At 64.5% G+C, this 20,836-nt stretch carries 19 protein-coding genes; 16 read left to right on the top strand and 3 right to left on the bottom strand.

Annotated elements, in window-relative coordinates:
- Nucleotides 1-216: 216 nt before the first annotated feature.
- Genes A6723_RS10060 through A6723_RS10050 form a run of 3 tightly spaced genes read left to right on the top strand, consistent with a single transcriptional unit; the run spans nucleotide 217 to nucleotide 3,773 of the window.
- Nucleotides 217-873: a paraquat-inducible protein A gene (locus A6723_RS10060; protein WP_024766605.1), complete on the top strand. Its 657-nt coding sequence runs from the start codon at nucleotides 217-219 to the stop codon at nucleotides 871-873.
- Nucleotides 860-1,480 (top strand): paraquat-inducible protein A, encoded by a 621-nt coding sequence (locus tag A6723_RS10055; RefSeq protein ID WP_054911227.1) that lies wholly within the window; start codon nucleotides 860-862, stop codon nucleotides 1,478-1,480. The genes A6723_RS10060 and A6723_RS10055 overlap by 14 nt, the downstream gene beginning before the upstream one ends.
- Nucleotides 1,473-3,773, top strand: coding sequence for a PqiB family protein (locus tag A6723_RS10050; RefSeq protein WP_054911228.1), 2,301 nt, complete (start codon nucleotides 1,473-1,475; stop codon nucleotides 3,771-3,773). Before A6723_RS10055 ends, A6723_RS10050 begins: the two co-directional genes overlap by 8 nt.
- Nucleotides 3,774-4,019: 246 nt before the next feature.
- Here the strand turns inward: A6723_RS10050 and mksF are convergent, their stop codons facing one another.
- From mksF to mksB, 3 genes are read right to left on the bottom strand one after another with little or no spacing between them, the layout of a single operon-like run.
- A complete protein-coding gene (gene mksF, locus A6723_RS10045; RefSeq protein ID WP_064979628.1) occupies nucleotides 4,020-6,854 on the bottom strand; it encodes an Mks condensin complex protein MksF in 2,835 nt (944 codons plus the stop codon).
- A complete protein-coding gene (gene mksE / locus A6723_RS10040; RefSeq protein ID WP_054911230.1) occupies nucleotides 6,851-7,600 on the bottom strand; it encodes an Mks condensin complex protein MksE in 750 nt (249 codons plus the stop codon). The genes mksF and mksE overlap by 4 nt, the downstream gene beginning before the upstream one ends.
- Nucleotides 7,590-8,867 carry an Mks condensin complex protein MksB gene (gene mksB / locus A6723_RS10035; RefSeq protein WP_024766610.1) on the bottom strand — a complete coding sequence of 426 codons (1,278 nt, stop codon included), beginning with the start codon at nucleotides 8,865-8,867 and terminating at the stop codon, nucleotides 7,590-7,592. The genes mksE and mksB overlap by 11 nt, the downstream gene beginning before the upstream one ends.
- Nucleotides 8,868-9,084: 217 nt before the next feature.
- On the opposite strand from mksB, the gene A6723_RS10030 reads away from it, so the two are divergent.
- The 13 genes from A6723_RS10030 (at nucleotide 9,085) to A6723_RS09970 (ending at nucleotide 20,762) form a co-directional block, all read left to right on the top strand.
- A complete protein-coding gene (locus A6723_RS10030) occupies nucleotides 9,085-9,690 on the top strand; it encodes a hypothetical protein (RefSeq protein WP_054911231.1) in 606 nt (201 codons plus the stop codon).
- Nucleotides 9,691-9,926: 236 nt separating this feature from the next.
- Entirely contained in the window at nucleotides 9,927-11,009 is a 1,083-nt protein-coding gene (locus tag A6723_RS10025) for a hypothetical protein (RefSeq protein WP_054911232.1), read from the top strand.
- Nucleotides 11,010-11,025: 16 nt separating this feature from the next.
- A complete protein-coding gene (locus A6723_RS10020) occupies nucleotides 11,026-12,594 on the top strand; it encodes a hypothetical protein (protein WP_054911233.1) in 1,569 nt (522 codons plus the stop codon).
- Nucleotides 12,595-12,612: 18 nt separating this feature from the next.
- Entirely contained in the window at nucleotides 12,613-13,128 is a 516-nt protein-coding gene (locus A6723_RS10015) for a DUF6160 family protein (RefSeq protein ID WP_082450935.1), read from the top strand.
- Between the two features lie 115 nt (nucleotides 13,129-13,243).
- On the top strand, nucleotides 13,244-14,080 hold the full coding sequence (locus A6723_RS10010) for a hypothetical protein (protein ID WP_054911235.1): 837 nt from the start codon (nucleotides 13,244-13,246) through the stop codon (nucleotides 14,078-14,080).
- Nucleotides 14,077-14,529, top strand: coding sequence for a ribosomal protein S18-alanine N-acetyltransferase (rimI, locus tag A6723_RS10005; RefSeq protein ID WP_024766615.1), 453 nt, complete (start codon nucleotides 14,077-14,079; stop codon nucleotides 14,527-14,529). Before A6723_RS10010 ends, rimI begins: the two co-directional genes overlap by 4 nt.
- A 373-nt stretch (nucleotides 14,530-14,902) precedes the next feature.
- Complete coding sequence (locus A6723_RS10000) at nucleotides 14,903-16,291, top strand: flavin monoamine oxidase family protein (RefSeq protein WP_054909855.1); 1,389 nt, start codon at nucleotides 14,903-14,905, stop codon at nucleotides 16,289-16,291.
- On the top strand, nucleotides 16,266-17,510 hold the full coding sequence (locus A6723_RS09995) for a C69 family dipeptidase (protein ID WP_054909854.1): 1,245 nt from the start codon (nucleotides 16,266-16,268) through the stop codon (nucleotides 17,508-17,510). Before A6723_RS10000 ends, A6723_RS09995 begins: the two co-directional genes overlap by 26 nt.
- 63 nt (nucleotides 17,511-17,573) lie before the next feature.
- A complete protein-coding gene (gene can / locus A6723_RS09990; protein ID WP_024766618.1) occupies nucleotides 17,574-18,218 on the top strand; it encodes a carbonate dehydratase in 645 nt (214 codons plus the stop codon).
- Nucleotides 18,215-19,216, top strand: coding sequence for an isocitrate/isopropylmalate dehydrogenase family protein (locus A6723_RS09985; protein ID WP_054909853.1), 1,002 nt, complete (start codon nucleotides 18,215-18,217; stop codon nucleotides 19,214-19,216). The genes can and A6723_RS09985 overlap by 4 nt, the downstream gene beginning before the upstream one ends.
- Nucleotides 19,217-19,285: 69 nt before the next feature.
- On the top strand, nucleotides 19,286-19,669 hold the full coding sequence (locus A6723_RS09980; protein WP_054909852.1) for a hypothetical protein: 384 nt from the start codon (nucleotides 19,286-19,288) through the stop codon (nucleotides 19,667-19,669).
- The gene (locus A6723_RS09975; protein WP_054909851.1) at nucleotides 19,666-20,010 is read left to right on the top strand and encodes a hypothetical protein; all 345 of its coding nucleotides are present in this window, start codon (nucleotides 19,666-19,668) and stop codon (nucleotides 20,008-20,010) included. Before A6723_RS09980 ends, A6723_RS09975 begins: the two co-directional genes overlap by 4 nt.
- Nucleotides 20,011-20,069: 59 nt before the next feature.
- A complete protein-coding gene (locus A6723_RS09970; RefSeq protein ID WP_054909850.1) occupies nucleotides 20,070-20,762 on the top strand; it encodes an SOS response-associated peptidase in 693 nt (230 codons plus the stop codon).
- Nucleotides 20,763-20,836 lie beyond the last annotated feature (74 nt).

Genomic DNA, 20,836 nt, shown 5'->3' with positions numbered 1-20,836 from the left:
GAGTTTCTCCATGTGAGAGTAGGTCATCGTCAAGCTCCTATCCCAAGACCCCTGGTCAGCTTCGCTGGCCGGGGGTTTTGCTTTTGCGCGCGGGAAAGTAGGGTTCGCCTGGGTTGGCACGGCCGCTCGGTTTCCAGAGTTTTCGAGACAATTTCCGGGCACCGAATCGAGGGTTGGGTCGTCTACAATAGCGACAAATTTTCCCTGAGTGCCTACATGCCCGAAGTCGAAGGACATGCCTTGCAGGATCTGCCTCTGGAGGAGCTGACGGCTTGCCACGAGTGCGACCTGCTGATGCGCCGCGAGCCTGTTCCGTCAGGGCATCGCTCCGTTTGCCCACGCTGCGGCTATGAGCTGGAGATCCACCGTCCCCATATGATCCGGCGTGCGCTGGCCCTGGTGCTGACGGCGCTGTTGCTCTATATCCCGGCGAATTTCCTGCCGATCATGCACATCACCATTCTTGGCCAGACCAGCATGGACACGGTATGGAGCGGCGTAATCGGTCTGTACGAGTCCGATATGAAGGGCGTGGCGGTCCTGGTCTTCCTCTGCAGCATGGTGATCCCTCTGGCCAAGTTGCTGTGCCAGCTGTTTGTCTTGCTGACCATACGTTTCAAGGTCTGGCGCGACCAGGGGATGTTGTTGCTCCGCGGTTACCAGCACCTGCGCGAGTGGGGCATGCTGGAGGTTTACCTGATGGGGATCATCGTTGCCATCGTCAAGCTGATCGACATGGCCGAGTTGCATGTCAGTGTCGGCCTGGCGTGTTTCATCGGGCTGCTGTTCACCCAGGTGTGGCTCGAAGTGACCATGTCCCATCATCAGGTCTGGGGTGAACTGTCCGGGGAGTTCGATGATGCGAGCCATTGATGCCGATATTCTGGTTTGTGGCGAATGCCATCAGCTCAATCGCCGTGAGGTGGATGACGAGACCCATTGCAGCCGCTGCGGTGCGCTGGTGCATGACCGCCGCCCGAACAGCCTGACCCGTACCTGGGCCTTGCTGATCACCGCCGCGGTGCTCTACATCCCGGCCAACCTGCTGCCGATCATGACGGTCAACTTCCTCGGCAACGGTATGCCCGCCACCATCATGGAAGGCGTAGTCGAGCTGATCAATGCGGATATGCTGCCGGTCGCGGCGGTGGTGTTCATCGCCAGCATCCTGGTGCCGACGTTCAAGCTGGTGGGCATTGCTCTGCTGCTCTACTCGGTGCAGCGGCACCAGCCGATGTCCGCCAAGCAACGCATCATCATGTACCGCTTTATCGAGTGGATCGGCCGTTGGTCGATGCTCGACATCTTCGTCATCGCGATCCTGGTGACGCTGGTGAACTTCGGCAATCTGGCCAGCATCGAGGCGAACCTCGGTGCAGCCGCCTTTGCCTGCGTGGTGGTGCTTACCATGCTGGCGGCAGTGACTTTCGATCCCCGGCTGATCTGGGATAACACGGACGCGGAAAACGACGATGAGTGATCTCCCCAAACCCAAGATGCGCAAGACCACCAACTGGTCGGCAATCTGGATCCTGCCATTGATCGCGCTGGCGATCGGTGCCTGGCTGGCCTGGCGTGCATACGACCAGGCGGGGATCGTGATCAACATCCAGTTCGAGAGCGGCGAGGGTATCCAGGCCAACAAGACCGAGGTGATCTTCAAGGGGATCGGCGTCGGCAAAGTGGTCGACCTTCACGTCAACCAGCCCACCCTTGGCGTCACGGCAACCGTGGAGATGCGCAAGGAGGCTGCCGAGTACCTCAGCAAGGGAACGCGTTTCTGGCTGGTGAAGCCACGCGTTTCGATTGCCGGCGTCACCGGGCTGGAGACCCTCGTGTCCGGCAACTATATCGCCATCGATCCGGTGAAGGGCGAGCAGCAGAGGGAGTTCTCCGCGCTGAAGGAGCCGCCGCCGCTGTCCGACTCCCTGCCGGGCCTGCACCTGACCTTGAAGGCAGAGCGCCTCGGTTCACTGGAGCAGGGCAGCCCGATCTACTACCGGCAGATCCAGGTTGGCCAGGTGAAGAGCTACCGCCTGGCGGAGGACCAGAAGACCATCGAGGTGAAGGTTCACATCGAGCCGGCCTACGCCAACCTGGTGCGTAAGCACACGCGTTTCTGGAACGCCAGCGGCATCACCCTGTCCGGTAGCCTCAGCGGCCTGAAGCTGCGTACCGAGTCGCTGGCGAGCATCGCGGCCGGCGGTATCGCTTTCTCGACGCCTGACAATTACCCGGACAGCCCGCCCACCGACCCGACCAAGCCGTTCCGCCTGTATGAGGACTTCGACGCGGCTCAGGCCGGCCTCAGCGTCAAGGTGAAGGTCAGCGACGTCAGCGGCCTGACCCCGGGCAGTACGCCGGTGATGTACAACGGCGTGCAGGTCGGCACGGTGAAGAGCATCGACATGGACAAGGATTTCAATGGCGCGACCGCCACCTTGTCCATGGACCCGCGCACCGAGGACTTCCTCAACAGCAAGACCGAGTTCTGGATGGTCAAGCCGAGCATCTCGCTAGCGGGCATCACCGGGCTGGAGGCGCTGGTGAAGGGCAACTACCTGAGTGTGCGATTCGCCAGTGGCGGCGATCCGACCCGTGACTTCGTCATCCGCCCGAAAGCTCCTCCGTTGAATCTCGACTCGCCGGGCCTGCACCTGGTACTGACCACGGATCAACTGGGTTCTCTGGAGGTCGGTACACCGATCCTCTACCGCCAGATGAAAGTGGGCAGCGTGCAGAGTTACCAGCTCTCCCGTCGTGACCCTTCGCGGCTGATTATCGGTGTCCACATCGAGCCGGAGTACGCCAAGCTGGTGAATACCTCTTCGCGCTTCTGGAACATCAGTGGCGTCACCATCAGCGGCGGCCTGGACGGGATCAAGCTGAAGAGCGAGTCGCTTCAGACGCTGATCGCTGGCGGCATCGCCTTCGATACCCCGGACCCGAAGGCGGCGCCGGTGACCAAGGTGCGCCGCTTCGCGCTGTACGACAGCGAGGACGATGCGCATCTCAAGGGCCAGATCATCGACCTGCGCGCCGATACGGCGGACGGTCTGAAGGAAGGCACCGTCCTGCGCTACAAGGGGCTGGAGGTTGGCCGCATTGAGCAGGTCGATCTGAGCAAGGACCTGCAGTCCGTGCAACTGAAGGCGCGCCTCACCCGCGGGGCGGATCGCATCGCCCGGCAGGGTACGCGTTTCTGGGTAGTGGGCCCGCAGGTCGGTCTTTCCGGCGTGTCCAACCTGAGCACCATCGTCAGCGGCCAGTACATCGAAGTGTTGCCGGCGCCCAAGGCCGGCCAGGCGCAGACCAGCTTCAGCCTGCTGGGTGGCGAACCCAACCGCCTGCTGGATGCTGACGGCCTGCGCCTGACCCTGAGTGCGTCTCGACGGGGTTCGCTCAAGGCCGGGGTTCCGGTGACTTACCGCGAGGTGCAGGTCGGCAAGGTCACTTCCTTCGAGTTGGGCGAGACGGCAGACCGCGTGCTGGTCCACGTCCTCATCGAGCCACGCTATGCGGCGCTGGTGCGGACGGGCAGCCGCTTCTGGAATACCAGTGGCGTCGGTGTCGACGCAGGTTTGTTCAAAGGCGTGAAGCTGCGTACGGAGTCGATGGAAACCATCCTCGCCGGCGGTGTGGCCTTCGCGACACCGAACAACGACGAAATGGGCTCGCCGGCCAAACCCGGGCAGACCTTCGCGTTGTTCGACGAGTACGACGAGAAGTGGCTGGACTGGGCGCCGAAGATTCCGCTTGGGAAGGCGAACTGAGTTTCAGCCGTACAGGAAAAGGGCCGCATCAGCGGCCCTTTTCATTCCACGGGCTCGATGGGGGCACGAGCAGCGTTTGTAGGGGGGGGCGTAGTGCGCACCGGTACCCATCAGCAATGGGTATCGAATAGGCTTCGGCGTTATGCGGTTCGCGAGCAAGCTCGCTCCTACAAGTGCAGGGCCGCGCAGAGTCGGAAAGGAAAAAGCCCCGCATGGCGGGGCTTTTTCGTTAACGCCGAGAAAGTGTCACGCCGGCTCGGCGCTGGCTTCCATGTCGTTGTGCGCAGCCTTTTCAGTGTCCCGGCGACGGATGTACTTCCAGTCTGCCTCGTCGATATAGATACCGTTCGGACCGCTGCCGCCTTCCAGGTCGATGGCAACCTGGGCTGAGACCTGCGGCTTCACGCTCGCCAGGATCGGCACGAAGCCCAGCTGCAGGCTGGTCTCCAGCAGCGCCGACTGGTTGCGTTCGTCGATGTCCGCTGCCTCGTCGAGGTAGTAGGGCAGACGCACGCGGCCGGCCTGCTCGCGGTCCATCAGGTGCAGCAACAGGTACATGTTGGTCAGCGCCTTGATGGTCATGGTGGTGCCGTTGGATGCCGCACCGTCGATGTCGGTGTGCATGATCGGCTGGCCGCCCATCTTGGTGATCTCGAACGCCAGTTCGAACAGGTCCTTCAGGCCCAGCTGGTTGTTGTTCGCCGCCACCAGGCGCGACAGGTAGTCCTTGGCTTCCTCGTTCTTCGCATCCTGCTCGGCGCTCTGGGTCAGGTCGAAGACGGAGAGGTTCTCGCCCTCTTCGTACTGGCCGGCGCTGTGGATGATCTGGTCGATGTGCTTGAGCGCGTCCTTGTTGGGCGCCAGCACGATGCGGAAGCTTTGCAGGTTGGATACCTGGCGCTTGTTGATCTCGCGGTTGAACAGCGCCAGTTGGTGTTCCAGGTTGTCGTAGTCGCTGCGGATGTTGCGCAGGGTACGGGCGATGTCGGTGACGGCTGCACGGCGCGCCTTGGCCAGGGTCATGGCTTCGTCAGTGCGGTGTGCGTAAGCGTTGATCAGCAGTTGCAGGCGACGCTCCGGATCATCCTCGCTGTCGAACTTGGCCACGCCCTTGAGGCGCACCTGGGCGTACAGCGCCTCGATCTGACCGTCCACGCGCTGCAGCGATTGCCAGGTGTCCTGATAGTCGTTGAGCAGCGGCAGCAGGTTGTCCATGGAGTCGTCGACCGGGTCCATGAACGGGATGCCGAACGGCAGGTTGGCCGGCAGCAGTTGGCGGCGGCGCAGGGCATCGTCGAGGGTGCGCTGCTTGGCTTCCATGTCGGCCAGCTGGCGGCCGATCAACTGCAACTTGGCGGAGAGCTGCTGGACGCGTTCGGTGAAGGCGTCGGCGGAGCGCTTGAGTTCGTCCTGGGTGGCTTCCAGCTGGGCGAGTTGCTCCAGCTTGGCCGGCTCTTCGGCGTTGAGCGTCTGGCTGCGACGGAAGTCTTCCAGCGCCTTCTGCGCATCGAGCACGTCCTGATAGAACTTGTCCGCTTGCGCCTTGCTGGCATTGCGGTCGGCGGCGACGGCCTGCTGGGTCTTGAGCTGCTTGAGCTCCTTCTCCAGGCGTTCCTTCTGGTCGCGCAGCGCGGCGCGGTCAGCCAGGGCCTGCAGGGCCGGCGGCTCGATGGTGGAGATATCGATGGAGAGGCCGGGCACTTCGAAGCGCTCGCCCTTGAAGGCATCGAGGATCTTCTCGACGCTGCCGACCCACTGGCCGGCTTCGTCGAGGTCCACGCCTTTTTCGCCCAGCGGCAGGCTGAACAGCGCGCCGTTGAACAGACGCATCAGACGCTCCACGTCCTGCTGGGAGAATTCCTCGCGCAGGCGGGCATAGCTGTTGTTGTCGGCGTGCTCGAGTTGCTGGCGAACGCCTTTCAGGCGTTTTTCCAGATCGCGCATGCGCTCTTCCAGGTCTTCGCTGGAGAACTGCCGGGAGTGCGCCAGGGCGCCGGCCAGTTCGTCGTGGGCGTCCTTGGCGGCGAGCAGTTGCTGCTCCAGGACCTTGACGTCATCGACCAGCGCGAAGCGATTCTTCAGCACGGCGAGTTCGCCCATCCAGCGCTGGATCTCGCTGATTTCGCGCTCCAGGCGCATCAGCTCGGCGGTGCTGCCGCGCTGCTCGTTCTGCAGGCCGTCCTGCTCGCGCTTGTAGTGCTCGGCCTGGATGACCAGCTCTTCCTTGCGCGCGCCGGAATAGTCTTCCCAGGTACCCAGCAGGTTATCCAGCAGCGGCGAGAGACGGTGCATCTTGCCGCGCAGCAGTTCGCGCTGCTGCACGCCGTTGGCCAGGGCCTCGACCAGCGGGCCGGCGGCGACCAGGGCCTGGTAGTCACCTTCCATGCGGCGTACGTCGCGGAAGGCTTCTTCGCAGGCGGCGATGTAGTCGACGCTGCCCGAACGCAGGCTGTGCTCGAACGCATCGAGGAACAGCTGCTTGAGCTTGGCGGCGGTGATCTCGCGCATGTGCAGCAGGTTGATGAACAGCGAGCGGAAGGTCTTCAGGCTCTGTTCGCTGGTGGAGCGCAGCGGGATCAGGGTCAGGTCCAGCGGGATTGAGGTGTGGCCGCCGACCAGCAGGCGACGCAGCTCGTCGGGCTTCAGTTCATAGGACTTGATGCCCTCGCGCTCGAGGTTGGCGTACAGCTCGCGCAGGCGCAGGCAGGTACCGTTCTTCTGGTAGTGCTCAAGGTCCAACTCGCCCTGGTAGGCGAAGAACTGGTGGCCGAAGCCGCCGCCCGGACCGCGGCCGCCGACGCCGATCACATGGCGGCCGTTGGGCAGGTCCAGCTCGATGAGGATGTAGCTGGTGTCGGTGGCGAAGTAGAACTTGCGCGAGGCTTCCAGGCTGTATTTGCCGAAGCTCATGTCGGACATGCGCGCGAGGATCGGGAACTGCAGCGCGTTGATCGACGCCGACTTGCCGAGGTTGTTCGCGCCGTAGACCGACAGTGGCTGCTCCAGCGGGAAGATGCCGAGGCTGTAGCCGGCGGTGTTGAGCAGGGCGAAGCGGCGGATGCCGTAGCGTTCCTGGGTCATGCCTGGGCCTCCTGTTCTTCGGCGATGGCGCGGGCGAGGGCGTCTTCTTCGCTCTCTTCTTCCGCGATGGCAGCGGGTTCGTCGATCACCACGATGGCGTCTTCGCTGTCTTCCAGCGGTTCGTTGGCGTAGGACTCCAGGATCACTACCGGCTCATCGTCCTCTTCCATCAGCGCGGGCGCGGTGAACTGCATTTCGCTGGCGTGCAGGTTGCTGGCCAGGTCGCGGTCCTGCTGGACCGACAGGCAGACGTCGAGGAAGCGGTGGATCGGCGGCAGGAAGCGGTACACGCCATTGTCCTCGGCGGCGAAGCCGAGCTGGGTGAGGCGGCGCATGACCTTCTCTTCCAGTTCTTCCTGGGTGGTCACTTCGGCCTGCAGGAACAGGTCGCGGTACTTCTCCAGCAGTGGCGGCAGCTCGTCGCGGCCGATGCTGCCGCCGTCGAGGACGGCCAGCGGGTCGCGGCCCTGGTCGGCGAGGTGTTCGACCAGGATGAAGGTGAACAGCGCCAGGCGCTGGGCGGTCTTGTTCACCTGGGCGCCGGTCTGCTCGGGGACGAAGTAGTAGAAGCCGCGGGTATCGCAGACCAGTTCGTAGCCCAGGCTGCGGAACAGCGCGCGGTAGGCGTCCTGCTGGTTGGACAGCTGGCTGTACAGCTCCGGATCACGGCGGCTGATGTGGAAGCCCTTGAACAGCTCGCGGAAGATCGGCGCGAGCTGGGTCATTTCGGTGAGATTAATCTGCATGCGATTCGCTCTTGCTGTCCTTGCCAGCGGTCGGGCCGGCGATCAGGGCGAAGGAGCACAGGCTGACGCTGTGCTGGAGAGTGTCGTATTGCGCGCGCTCGAGGCGGTCGCGCTGGAAGCGGGCATCGCGCGACAGGCGCGAGAACCAGTAGAGCAGTTCGTCGGTGGCGCCTTCGGGTTCCTGCTCCAGCAGCCATTGCATCAGGTCCGGCAGGGGCAGCGCGGCCTGGCAGCGGTCGAGCATTTCCCGCGCGGTGCGTGGCGAGCGCTGCGGGCCGTCGCTCTTGCGATTGCCGCTGGCCTTGGGGAAATGCGCAGGCTTGGGCTGGAAGTTGGCGAGGGCGAAGACGTAGCTCTCGACCTGCGAGGCGGTGCCGAGGAAGTTGCTCTGCGGCCGGGTGAACATCGGCATCGCCGCCTGGGGCACGGCGTCGATACCCTTGCGACGGATGACCGACAGCGCCAGGGCGGCGCCGCGGGTGATCGCGTTGTGCCGGCGCGCTTCCTCACGCAACGGCAGCAGCAATTCGCGGGCACGGCGCAGGGTGAGCTGGGCGGTGGTCTGCATTTCCAGGATGCGCGCGTGGGTGCGCAGCAATTGGTCGTCATCCACCAGTTGGCCGAGGCGCGCCTGTTCGCTGAGCAGGCGCAACAGTACCTGCTCCACGCGGTGCACGCCCTGTTCGAAGGCGCCGTCGGCGGAAACCAGCTGGATCATCGGTTCGACGTATTCGTCCCAGGTCGCCAGGACTTCCGCATAGCGCTGGCGCAGCGGAATCTGCCGGTCCTGGGTCTTGGCCCGATCGGCCACGGCGACCAGCGCCTGTTCGTCGTTGGCGAGCTTCTTCAGCACGTCGCGCACGCGCATGTCGAGCAGGCGCAGTTGCCGGGCCAGGTCGTTGCCGTCGCGCGCCTCGAAAGCCTCGCGGATGTAGCCGGCGAGGCGCTCGAGGTGGCGCAGGTAGGCTTCGATCTCCAGGCACAGGCCCAGGCGGTGTTCCTGGCGCAGGTAGGCGAGGAAGTCGTGGATCTGCGCGTTCAGCTCGAAGCGGTTGGGGCTCTTGGCCACCGGGACGAGGATGTCCAGGCGGACCCACTGGTCGAGCAGGGCGGTGATGTCCACCGGGGTGCTGTCGGGCAACTGGCTGGTGAGCTGGATACGCAGCTCCACCAGGCTCAAGGTGCCGGCGTCGAAGCGCTCGCACAGCGGTTCGAGCAGCACCCAGTGTTCGGCGAGGGCGCGGAGTACGCGTCGTGGGTCGATCATCGGCTTGGTTGGGCCCGGAATGAACAAAGGGGGCGATTGTACTGCAAAGGTCCCCCCCTGGCCGACAGGGTGACGAAACGCGTCAGTTTGCGACCGCGACAGCGCCCCAGGTGTGCGCTGGTTCACGGAAAATCAGGGCTAACTCACTGAATTTTCTGGCAAGTTTTTTGCCATAGCCTGTTATCAGAGCCGGGATATCGAAAGGCTGATCGCTGCCATGACCTACGACGCCGCACTTGCCAAAGCCCGCTGGGCCGAACTGGAACGCCAGAACGACCTTGACTGGGACCTGGATGCGATCACCGATCGCAATGAAGCCATCGCTTTCCTGCAGCGCTTCGAAAATCGCTTGTGCATCTATTCGTCGTACGTCGAGAAGCTCTACAGCAACTACAGCTTCGTGATTCCGGAGAGCCAGGAGGGCGGCATCACCATCCTCCCGGACGAGCAGGCCTGGTTCGACACCTTCCACGACATTCCCGGCGATGCGGTGGAGCCCACCGGCATCCATATCCTGCCCGGCGAGACCATGGGCTACAGCGGCCTGTACCTGAAGATCCCCGGCGAGCACCGGCTGGTGGCGTCGCGGGAGCTGCCCTTCCAGGATGGCCTGAAGCTGCTGATCAACCGTTACCGCATGCGTGGGGACATCTTCCTGCCGGTGCTGGTGAAGGGCGACTTGCGCGAGTACGAGGCGCGCATGCCCTCGCTGCACCTGCATCGCCTGAACACCGCCAAGCTGCAGGCCCATTCGCGGCTGAACCTGGACGCCATCAAGGGCGCGATCGCCGAGCACCTGATCGGCCTGTTCCGCCACCAGTGAGCCTTCGGCCGCCCGAGTCTGTCACCCGGGTGTGACGATGGGTAACAACCGGGCCCGGACTTTCCATTCTTCGTCTATCGTTCGGAGCGATTTACTCGACTATGGGTCGGCCCGCCGTGGCGGGTGAGTTCCTATAGTGGCATCACGGCGCCGAGTCTCGACCTGCTTCCTGACCCGATAAGCCCGACGAATAACAACAGGCTCTCGCGAACAGGGGGCCAGGAAAGGAGAGTGCCATGCGTCAGTCCTCCGGTCCGCTCATGCGTGCCTTTGCCTTGTTCTGCGGCGGCCTGCTGGCCTTTTCCGCCCAGGCGCGCATGCAGTCGATGAACGATGAAGAGCTGTCCGCCATCTCCGGCCAGGGCGCGATGCTCACCGTCGACGCTTCCACCTACCAGAACTACCAGTACACCCGGCTCAACTTCGGCGCCGATATCAGCCTGCTGACCAACATCGACCAGTTGAGCCTGGGCAACTACAGCCGCACCGGTTCCACTACCGTCTCCGGCCAGCCGGCGGATATCCTGATCAACAACTTCGCCCTGGGCCGGGTGGACAACGCCAATTCCGCCGATGCCAAGGTGGTTCCGTTCCAGATCCAGGATCCGTACGTCGAGTTCGCCTTCCAGACCAACAACGGCGTGCGCCAACTGGTGGGCGCACGGGTCGGCTTCGGCAAGGCGCAGGGCGATCTCTCCGGTGACATCCTGTCGATCACCGGCAACCTACAGGGGCAGATCTACGGCCCGGCATCCATCGCCTACGACTACTACACCCGCAACGGCTGCCCGAACCTGATCAACTGCCTGGCGCTGGCTGTTGCCGGGGACACGCCGGTATACGCCGACGTGGTTCTGCTCAAGGCCGGTACCGGCGAAGCCACCATCAATGGCCAACCGATCAACCGTGCGACCCAGATCGGCATCGCCAAGGGCGACTCGCTGCATTCGGACGCCGGCGGCCTGATCGCCTCGCTGATCCCGACCCTGTCCACCACCAGCAATTGCCAGGCGCTGGGGTTGACCACCTGCTTCGACCTGACCAACTACAAGACCATCTACATCGGCAAGCCGGGCTCCACCGACATCAATACCGGCGCCCAGGGCATCTTCTTCTCCCTGCAGAACCAGAACGTGCCCTGGCAGGACCTGGCCAACGCCGGCAATTTCGTCAACACCCAGTCCGGCGCCTTCGCCAACTTCCCGAAAGTGGGGAGCGGCGCGGATGCGGTCTACCCGATCCTGATCAACCTCTACGACGCCCTGCGCGGCCTGCCCCGGCAGTCGACCTGCATGGGCTCGCAAGCGGCGGGTTGCTGACATGAGGAGCGCTGACATGAGCTGGCGCGCGACAGTATTCGCCTGCCTCGCCGGTTGCCTGGTCAGCCTGCCGGCGCTGGGCATGAAGGCCCTGGATGATGATCAGCTCGAAGAGGTCAGCGGCGCGGGCCTGGGCTTCTTCATCGATGGCTTCAGCTACGACCAGGCCGCTGCGACCTCGAAGATCACCGGCGTGAAGAACAGTGCCAACCAGGACGTGCAGGTGGACATCACCGGCGCCTACATCAAGGGCGCCGGCAGCCAGCGTGGCACGCTGGATACCAAGGCCTACCTCGGTACGCCCATGCACCCCTTCACCCTCGGGCCGATCAAGTACAAGGCCGGGCTGAACATCCCGGCCAACCAGGAAGCGCTGCAACTGATGACGCCGACCTGGACCGACCCGATCAACGATACCCACAAGTTCGGCCTCTGGTCCTACTATCAGGGCTGCCTCTACGGTGATGCCGGCTGCACCAACCCGGCCCAGGCCACGACCAAGATCAACAGCGAGCTGAGCGCACTGAAGACCCAGCGCGACACGCTGCTCACGACCTATTCGAACAACATGGTGAGCCTCAAGTCCGGCATCGACGCCGACATGGCGGTGGTCAACCAGCGCGAGACCCAGGTCGATGCGGCCCAGGCGGTGCAGAAGACCAACTACAACACCATGAATACCCGTTACACCTCGGCGCCTGCCCAGGTCTGCGGGCTCTGGTGCGTGGACCGCCCGGCGCTGGGGACGAAGTACGACTGCGGTATCCTCGCCGCCTGCAACAACAACACCGCGGTGAAGAACTACAACGCCTCGGTGGACACCTACAACACCAGCACCAGCGACCTCACGGCTGCCCAGCAGAACCTCAGCGCCGCCTGGTCCGTCAGTCGCAACGGCGTCACCCTCAGCCAGCGCGCCAGCGACTACGACAAGTTCGTCCAGCTCTGCGGTGCGCAAGGCGGCAGCGCCACCACCTGCGTCAGCGGCACCATTACGCGCACCGAGAAGAACGTCTCCACGGTGCAACTGGTGGCCGGCGCCATGCAGACTTCCTCCGGTACGCGTATCCAGGGGCTGGATATCGGCATCGCCACCAAGTTCACCCTGCCCAGCACGGCCTACAACAGCAATGGCTCGGCAGGCGCGACCACCACGCGCACGGACTTCTTCTCCATCGCCCTGGAGAACTTCACCCTCAACGGCTCCTACCTCAACCTGTGGGGCGACGCCGCCGGGCTGAAGGCCTCCATGAGCCTGCAGATGTATGCCGACAAACTGATCATCGCCGGCTGCGAAAACTGCGCCGACAGCAACAAGGTGGTGGCCAAGAACGTCTACTTCGACCTCAACCTGGGCGATGCCAATTACCAGCCGGCAACGCTCTCCGTGGCCAGCAACGGCGACCTGGTGCTCAGTGCGCCGGGCGTTACCTGGGCCAACCACGAAGCCTTCTACCAGAACGTGCAGAAGAGCAATATCAGCATCGGCAACCTGAACATCAGCGGCACCGACGTCGGCTCCCAGGCCATCCGTGGCCTGCGTATCGACTACCTGAACGTTCGAACCGTGAACCTGCCGCGCTAGCGCATGAGGAGACTCGCCGTGAAAACTGCACGCCTTTCGAGCCGACTCCTGGCCCCGCTGTTGCTGTTGGCCACCTTTGCCGCCCACGGCGAGATGCGCGGGCTGGACGACAGCGAAATGGCCGATGTCAGCGGCCAGGACGGCGTCAGCCTGAGCGTCAGCTTCAACCTCGCCGCCAACACCGCCGATACCCGCTGCACCGGCGGCTGTGGCGCGCGCCTGGCGATCCAGCCACTCAACAGCACCGGCTACATCGTGCTGGACAACATCAAGGGCACCTTCAGTTTCGACGGCATGTCCATCGACATGGTGACCATCAACAATGGCTTCAACGGTGACGGCGCGCTGTTCAACCGCCAGGCCATGAAGATCGGCCTGACCAACGCCAGCGCCACCAACCTGCAGTTCACCCTGGGCGGCGCCAACCAGGGCAAGGTTTCCGGCAGCGGCCTGCAGCAGACCAACCTGCTCACCTACCAGGCTACCGGTGCGGTCAAGCTCACCGGCAACGTCTACGTCTTCGGCACTCCGTAAGCGAAACGCACGGGCTCTCCGCCCGCCGGCCTTTCCCCCCAGCGCGTTTCACGCGACAATCCCGCCTCGTCGTGTCGGCCTGCTCGCGCAGGCACCACCCACAGGTAAACGCCCCTTGATCGAAGAAGCCCGTCGCCGCGCCTACCTTGGCGCCATGCAGGTCGCCAGTTGGCTGCCGCGCGTGGTGCTGCCGTTCGCCGCTCCGTCGCGCCCGGAGTTGCTGGAAACGCCTGCGCCCGTCGTAGCCGAGCCGATTGCTCCCGCGTCCGTTGCGGTGGCTCGCGAGGCCGTCGCCCCGGTTGCCGCCCCCTCGCCTGCTGCACCGGCAATGCCGGCAGAACCCGGCTCGATCGCTGCGCGCCTGCTGCCCAAGGTCGGCGCTGCGGCCAAGCCGGCTGCTGCGGTCAAGGCCGAAGAGCCGGCCGAGGCGGAAGCCGAACCGGCTGTCCGCGCGCCGGTCGCGCCGCCGCCACGCTTTGCCCTGCAACTGTTGCGTGCCGGTGAATGCACCTTGCTGGTCGAACTGCCCACCGGCGAGCCGCTGGCCAGCCGCGACCCGGCCTACCTGCTGCTCAAGGACCTGCTGCGCGCCGCCGGCCTGCCGGATAGCCCGCAACTGATGGGCGAGCCGGTACGCTGGCCGCTGTTCTCCCGCGGCAACATGGACCAGGGCCCGCAAGCCGCCCGCGAGTTCGTTCAGGGGTTCGTCGCCGCGCGGCTGGAGGAGGGCGCCCCGTGCTCCTGCCTGTGGCTGGTCGGCATGCCCGCCGTACGCTTTGCCGGCGAGGGCGATGAAGAGTCCCTGCTGCGCGAGCTGCAGGTCGAAGGCCTGGGCGTAGCCTGGGCACTGCCGGGCCTCGAGCGCCTGGCCGAAGAACCCACTTTGAAAGCCGACCTCTGGCGCGCCATGCGCCGAGTGCGGCAACGCTGGATGAGTCAGGCACCTGCATGAGCGACGCTGTTTCTTTCCGCCCAATGACCGAGGCGGACCTCGATGCCGTACTCAAGATCGAATACGCCGCCTTCAGCCACCCCTGGACGCGCGGCACCTTCGCCGATGGGCTGAAAAGCTATGAATGCTGGGTGATGTTCGAAGGTTCCCAGCAGGTCGGCCACGGCGTGATCCAGTTGATCCTCGATGAAGCGCACCTGCTCAACATCACCGTCAAGCCGGAGAGCCAGGGCCGTGGCCTGGGGCTGGCGCTGCTGGAACACCTGATGAAGCGCGCCCACGAGCGAGGCGGAGTGGAATGCTTCCTCGAAGTCCGCGCTTCCAACGGTCCCGCCTATCGCCTTTACGAGCGCTACGGCTTCAATGAAATCGGTCGTCGCCGCGATTACTACCCGGCAGTCGGCGGCCGTGAAGACGCGCTGGTGATGGCCTGCACGCTGGTCGACTGAGCGCCCCCCACGCGGGCTTCTTCGCACTGACCAGGAAGTAGGATGGTGTGGAGCGAAGCGATACCCATCAATCGGTGCGTCTGCGGCATGGGTATCGCTCCGCTCCACCCATCCTACGAGAACTTCCCCAGACTCCCCGCTACCCCGCACGCCGGAATCCAGGACTGCGTGGGAGATCTGTCCGCGATTATCTCGCCGCCGCGCCATTCATCCCGGCCTGTCCAGATCGCTTCATTCCGGGATAGCCCAGGCTAGAGCCCTCGACATTTCATCCTCCGCAAAGCCTGGAAATTTCCCACAATTCGGGTTTCTCCGAGGACGATTCCTGGCTTACGCTTAAGCCCAATAACAACAAGAACATAAGGTCGCAGACATGAATCGCAGCGATGTGATCGTGGTGGGCGCCGGTATTTCGGGGCTGACCGCGGCCTGGCGCCTGGCGCAAGCCGGGCAACGGGTCAAAGTGATCGAAGCGAACAAGCGCGTCGGTGGGCGCACCCTCAACCATCGCTTCGCCAGCGGCGAGGTGGTCGAGGTGGGTGGCCAGTGGGTCGGCCCGACCCAGGAACGCATCCTTTCCCTGCTGGCCGAACTCGGCCTGTCGACCTATCCGCAGTGGAACCAGGGCGACAACCTCACTCTCTTCGGGAATCGCCTGAGGCCCTATCGCGGCGCTATTCCGAAACTTCCTCCCCACGTTCTGCTCGATGTCCTTCAGGCTCATGTACGCCTGGACCGCATGGCGCGGGAAATCCCCCTGAGCGACCCCAGCCTGCACCCCAAGGCCGAGCTCTGGGACAGCCTCACCTTCGCCGAATGGCTGCGGCGCAACGTGCGCACCGCCACCGGGCGCAAGGTCTTCGAGCTGATGAGCGGCGCCGTGCTTGCCGCCAGCCCCCATGACCTCTCTTTCCTCCATGTGTTGTTCTACATCCACAGCGGCACCAACCTCGACACCCTGCTGGGCGTCGAGGGCGGCGCCCAGCAGGACCGCATCCTCGGCGGTTCCCAGCGCATCAGCGAAGCACTCGCCGAGCGTGTCGCAGACGTCATCACCGGCGAGCCGGTGCGCACCGTGCGGCAGAACGGCAGCAGCGTCGAGCTGATCACCGACCGCGGTACGCACCAGGCCGCCCGTGTCATCTTCGCCGTGCCGCCCACTCAACTGCTGCGGATTACCCAGGAGCCGCTGCTGCCCAGTTGGCGCGATCAACTGCTGCAACGCCTGCCGCAGGGCTCGGTGATCAAGTGCATGGCGCTTTATGACACCCCGTTCTGGCGTGACAAAGGCCTCTCCGGCCAGGCCACCAGTGAGATCGGCCCGGTTCGCCTGACCTTCGACAATAGCGTCCCCGACTCCGGGCGCGGCGTGCTGCTGGGCTTTATCGAAGGCGACGAAGCGCGCCAGTGGAACGCCCGCCTCGCTGACGAGCGCCGCGGCCAGGTGCTGGAGTGCTTCGCCCGCTACTTTGGTGAGCAGGCGCTCCAGCCGATGGACTACGTAGACAAATCCTGGGCCGAGGAACCCTTCGCCCGGGGCTGCTATGCCGCCCTGTTCCCGCCGGGGCTGTGGAGCAGCGGCGCGGCGCGCCTGCGCGAACCCTACGGGCGTTTGCACTTCGCCGGCACCGAAACGGCAACGCGCTGGATGGGCTATTTCGACGGGGCCGTGGAGGCCGGGGAGCGTGCGGCGCGGGAAGTGCTGGGCGCGCGGGAAGATCACGGGGAGGAAGACTATGTGCGACACCTTGGTATTGCGTAGCGGCGGGGCCACCTGGTTCGCCAAGAACAGCGACCGCGAGCCTGCCGAAACGCAACGCCTGATCCGCCTGCCCGCTGTGAGCGGCGACAGCGCGGCCAAGGTGCGCACCACCTATCTGGAGATCCCCCAGGCTTCCCATCGCCATGGCGTCATCCTCAGCCAGCCGGCCTGGCTGTGGGGCGCCGAGATGGGCGTCAACGACAAGGGCGTGGCCATCGGCAACGAAGCCGTGTTCACCAGACTGACCCAGCGCGACGGCGAAGCCCTGCTCGGCATGGACCTGCTGCGCCTGGGGCTGGAGCGCGGCAGCAGCGCCCGCGAGGCGCTGTCGGTCATCACCGGACTGCTGGAGCGCCATGGGCAGGGTGGCCCTGCCGGCTATCGCAACAAGCGCATGCGCTACGACAATAGCTACCTGATCGCTGACCGCGACGAAGCCTGGGTGCTGGAAACCGCCGGGCGCCTGTGGGCGGCGAAGAAGGTCGAGCGCTGGGCCATCTCCAACGCCCTGACCCTGGGCCATGACTACGATCTCGCCAGCCCCGACCTGGAATCCCAGGCACGCCGCTTCGGCTGCTGGAATGGCCGCGGCGATTTCCACTTCGCCCGCGCCTTTGATGGCCGCGTGCTGCCCTGGGTTGCAGGTGCCCACCAGCGCCGCCAGCTTAACGAAGACTTCCTCGCCCACTGCCCGGCGCAAGTCGACTGGCTGGCGCTGGTCGTCGCCCTGCGCAGCCACGGTCACCGCGGGCACCGCTTCAACCTGCACGACAACCGGCAGATCTGCCTGCATGCCGGCAGCTTCTGGCGCCCCTCGCAGACCACCGCCAGCCTCATCGCCCGGCTCGACGGTGAATCTCCGCGCCTGGCCGCCACTGGTACTTCTGCACCCTGTCTGTCCATGTTCCAGCCGCTGGGTTTCGACGAGCGCGCCGGGGAAGGGCTGCTCAGCCGCGAAACCGACGCCGTGGAGGACTCACTCTGGTGGCGCTTCGAGACCGTGCACCAGCGCGCCCTCGCCGATCCCGGTTTCGCCGATGCCTTGCGCGCCGGCCACGGCTGGCTGGAAACCGAGTTGCTCGGCGCCCTGGATCGGCGCACGCTGGATTGGCCGCGCCTCGCTGCCGAAGGCCAGGCCTGGCACGACGCCTGGCACCAGCTGGCGCTGCAGCAGGCGCCGCGTCCACCGCGCTGGTGGCGGCTCAACGCCGTGCACTGATGCCGCTTGTCAGTCACGCCTGCGCTGCGTAAGGTGCCGCCAGCCAATGATGAGGAGCCGGACATGAGCGATCTGCAGGAACTGTTCGACAACAACGCCCGCTGGGCCGAAGCCATCAAGGAGGAGGACCCCGAGTTCTTCGCCAAACTGGCCCGCCAGCAGACTCCCGAATACCTGTGGATCGGCTGCTCCGATGCACGCGTGCCGTCGAACCAGATCGTCGGCCTGCTGCCGGGCGACCTGTTCGTCCATCGCAACGTCGCCAACGTCGTGCTGCACACCGACCTCAACTGCCTGTCGGTCATCCAGTTCGCCGTCGACGTGCTCAAGGTCAAGCACATCCTGGTCACCGGTCACTATGGTTGCGGCGGCGTGCGCGCCGCGCTGCAGCACACCCAGCTCGGCCTGATCGACGGCTGGCTGCGCACCATCCGCGACCTCGCCTACGAATACCGCGACCACCTCGGTCAGTTCGAGAAGGAAGAAGAGCGCGTCGATCGTCTCTGCGAGCTCAACGTCATACAGCAGGTGGCCAACGTCAGCCACACCAGCATCGTCCAGAACGCCTGGCACCGTGGTCAGAAGCTCTCAGTGCACGGCTGCATCTACGGGATCAAGGACGGTATCTGGAAGGACCTCAACGTCACCGTCAGCGGCCTCGACCAACTGCCGCCGCAATACCGCCTGCGCCCGCTCGGTCAGTCTTGAGCCGACGCCTGTGTGTCATTCCCGGTGACGGCATCGGCCGCGAGGTCGTGCCCGCCGCCGTGGAAGTCCTGCGACGCCTGCTGCCTGACCTGCAGGTAGAAGAAGCCGAAGCCGGCTGGGACTGCTTCCAGCGCCACGGCACTTCGGTGCCTGACACTACCTATGACCGCCTGCGCGACTGCGGCGCCGGATTGTTCGGCGCCGTTTCCTCGCCCAGCCACAAGGTCGAAGGCTACCGCAGCGCCATCCTCAGCCTGCGCCAAGCGCTGGCGCTGAACCTCAACCTGCGCCCCGTACGCTCGCGCCCATTCGTCTCGCCGCGCGCAGGCATCGACTTGCTGGTCCTGCGGGAGAACAGCGAAGGCCTCTACAGCGGCCGTGAGCACTGGGAGGCGGAAGGCGTCGCCATCGCCGAACGGGTCATCAGCCGCACCGCCTGCGAACGCCTCGCCGCTGGCGCCGCCGAGCTTGCTCGCCTGCGCAACGCACGGCGCATCACCCTCGTGCACAAAGCCAACGTCCTGCCGCTCACCTGCGGCCTGTTCCGCGACACCTGCCGCGACCGCTTGGCCGAAGACGGCTGGAGCGACGTGCTCGACGAACGCCTGGTCGATGTGGCCGCGCTGCAACTGGTCGAGCGCCCGGAGTCTTTCGACCTGATCGTCACCACCAACCTCTTCGGCGACATCCTCTCCGACCTCGCCAGCCACTGGGGCGGCGGCCTGGGCCTTGCACCTTCGCTCAACCTGGGCGCCGGCATTGCCCTGGCCGAACCCGTCCACGGCAGCGCCCCGGACATCGCCGGCACTGGCCGCGCCAACCCGCTCGCGGCCATTCTCAGTGCCGGCATGTTGCTGCGGCATCACTGGCAGTTACCGGAATTGGCGGATTGCATCGATGGGGCGGTGGATGCATTCCTGCGGGAGGAGGGGAGTGTGGACTTCGGGGGCGAGACGACGCGGGTGATCGGGCGGGGCGTGTTGCAGCGGTTGGGCTGAGCATCAAGTCGTGAAGCGACGCCTGTCTGTGTGCTAACGTGCGCCACCCCTCAAGGCACGGAGACACGGATGATCCTGCGCTACTTCAAACCTTCCTGGCGTAAGCTTCTCATTGCAGCTGGCCTTTACTGTGTTACCTCCTTTTTGACCGGAGTCAACAGCGCGATCAGCAAGCACATGCAGGTCGATTACGCCAAGACCGTGGTGGGGCAGAAATATGCTGCCGAGGTAGAGCGCATCTACAAGGAGTACCGCTGTGAAGCTCATGAACAGGTTTATGAGTTGACGAAGAGCATGATGGCGGAGCCCCGCGGTCAGGCGCTGAGTGAGCAGTTGGATAGAAGAATGGCTGTCTTTGTCTGGGCAAAGGCTTTACTGGTTGCTTTGCTGGCCTATCTCGCCGCTTGTCTTGCCTGCACCGCTGGCGCGCATCGCATCGCTGAGCACGCATGAAGCTACTGATACTCGCCCTGGCACTCTTCGTCCCGCCGGTACTTCTGTTCTGGCGGGCTTCACGTTTTAGCTGGCTGGCGCGCTACCTGCTCGCCGTCATACCGGCAGCTTATTCCGGCATCGGTTGGCAACTGGGCTCCTGGGGATATGGCTACGCCAACTGCCAGGGCGGAGCGAAGAACCTGCAGGACTGCCTGGCCGGTAGTGCGGACATCACCGCTTGGGTTGGCTACGGCCTGTTCCTGATGATCCCTTTCCTGTTCCTCGGCGCGCCTCTGTCGTTGTGGTTCCTGATCGACACCGCGGCGAAGCACATCGGCCAGTCCCGCACGCAGCGATGACGCCGCCGGGCATACCGGCGAACTAAGCTCAAGGCACCACTTTATTCAAGGTGCCCGGCATGTGCGGACGCTACGTCAGTCCCGAAGAGGCTGCCATCGAACGCTATTGGCACATCGGTGCGCGCACACCGCCGCGCTGGTTGGAGGCCTGCTACAACGTCGCCCCGACCATGACCGTGCCCATCCTGCGCCACGACGAAAGTGGCCAACTCGAACTGCTGCCTGCCCGCTGGGGCTTGATCCCCTCCTGGTGGAATGACCCCGCGCCGCCGCGCTTCTCTTTCAATGCCTGCAGCGAAGAAGCCGCCGGCAAACCCTTATGGCGACAAGCCCTGCGCAGCACTCGCTGTCTGATGCCCGCGCTGGGCTGGTATGAGTGGAACGAGAAGGAAAACCTGCGCAACCTGGCGGGCCGGAGAGTCCACCAGCCGTACTTCATCCACAGCCCCATCGATCCCATCATCGCAATCGCAGGCCTCTGGTCCCAGTGGATGAACCCCGACGGCGAGCCGGTTCTCTCCTGCGCCCTACTCACCAGACCCGCTGCGCCGAGCATCGAAAATATCCACCACCGCATGCCTGTGGTGGTGGCGCCGGAAAGCTTCGAGGAATGGCTGTCTACTGCCACCCGTAACGAGGCGGTGGACGACCTGATTCAACACGCGCGGGAAGACTTTGTGGGACACCGGGTTTCGTTGCGGGTAAATGACACCCGGAATGATGAAGATGGCTTGCTGGCCGAAGCTGAGTAGCCGGGGAAGGAATGACTTTTCGCAGACAAAGAAAAAGGGGTTTAGCTTTCGCTAAACCCCTTTTAAGAGATGGT

It is taken from the genome of Pseudomonas sp. AU11447 (assembly GCF_001672555.2).
GTDB classification, from domain to species: domain Bacteria; phylum Pseudomonadota; class Gammaproteobacteria; order Pseudomonadales; family Pseudomonadaceae; genus Pseudomonas; species Pseudomonas nitroreducens.
This window is presented reverse-complemented; position numbering and strand designations above follow the sequence as displayed.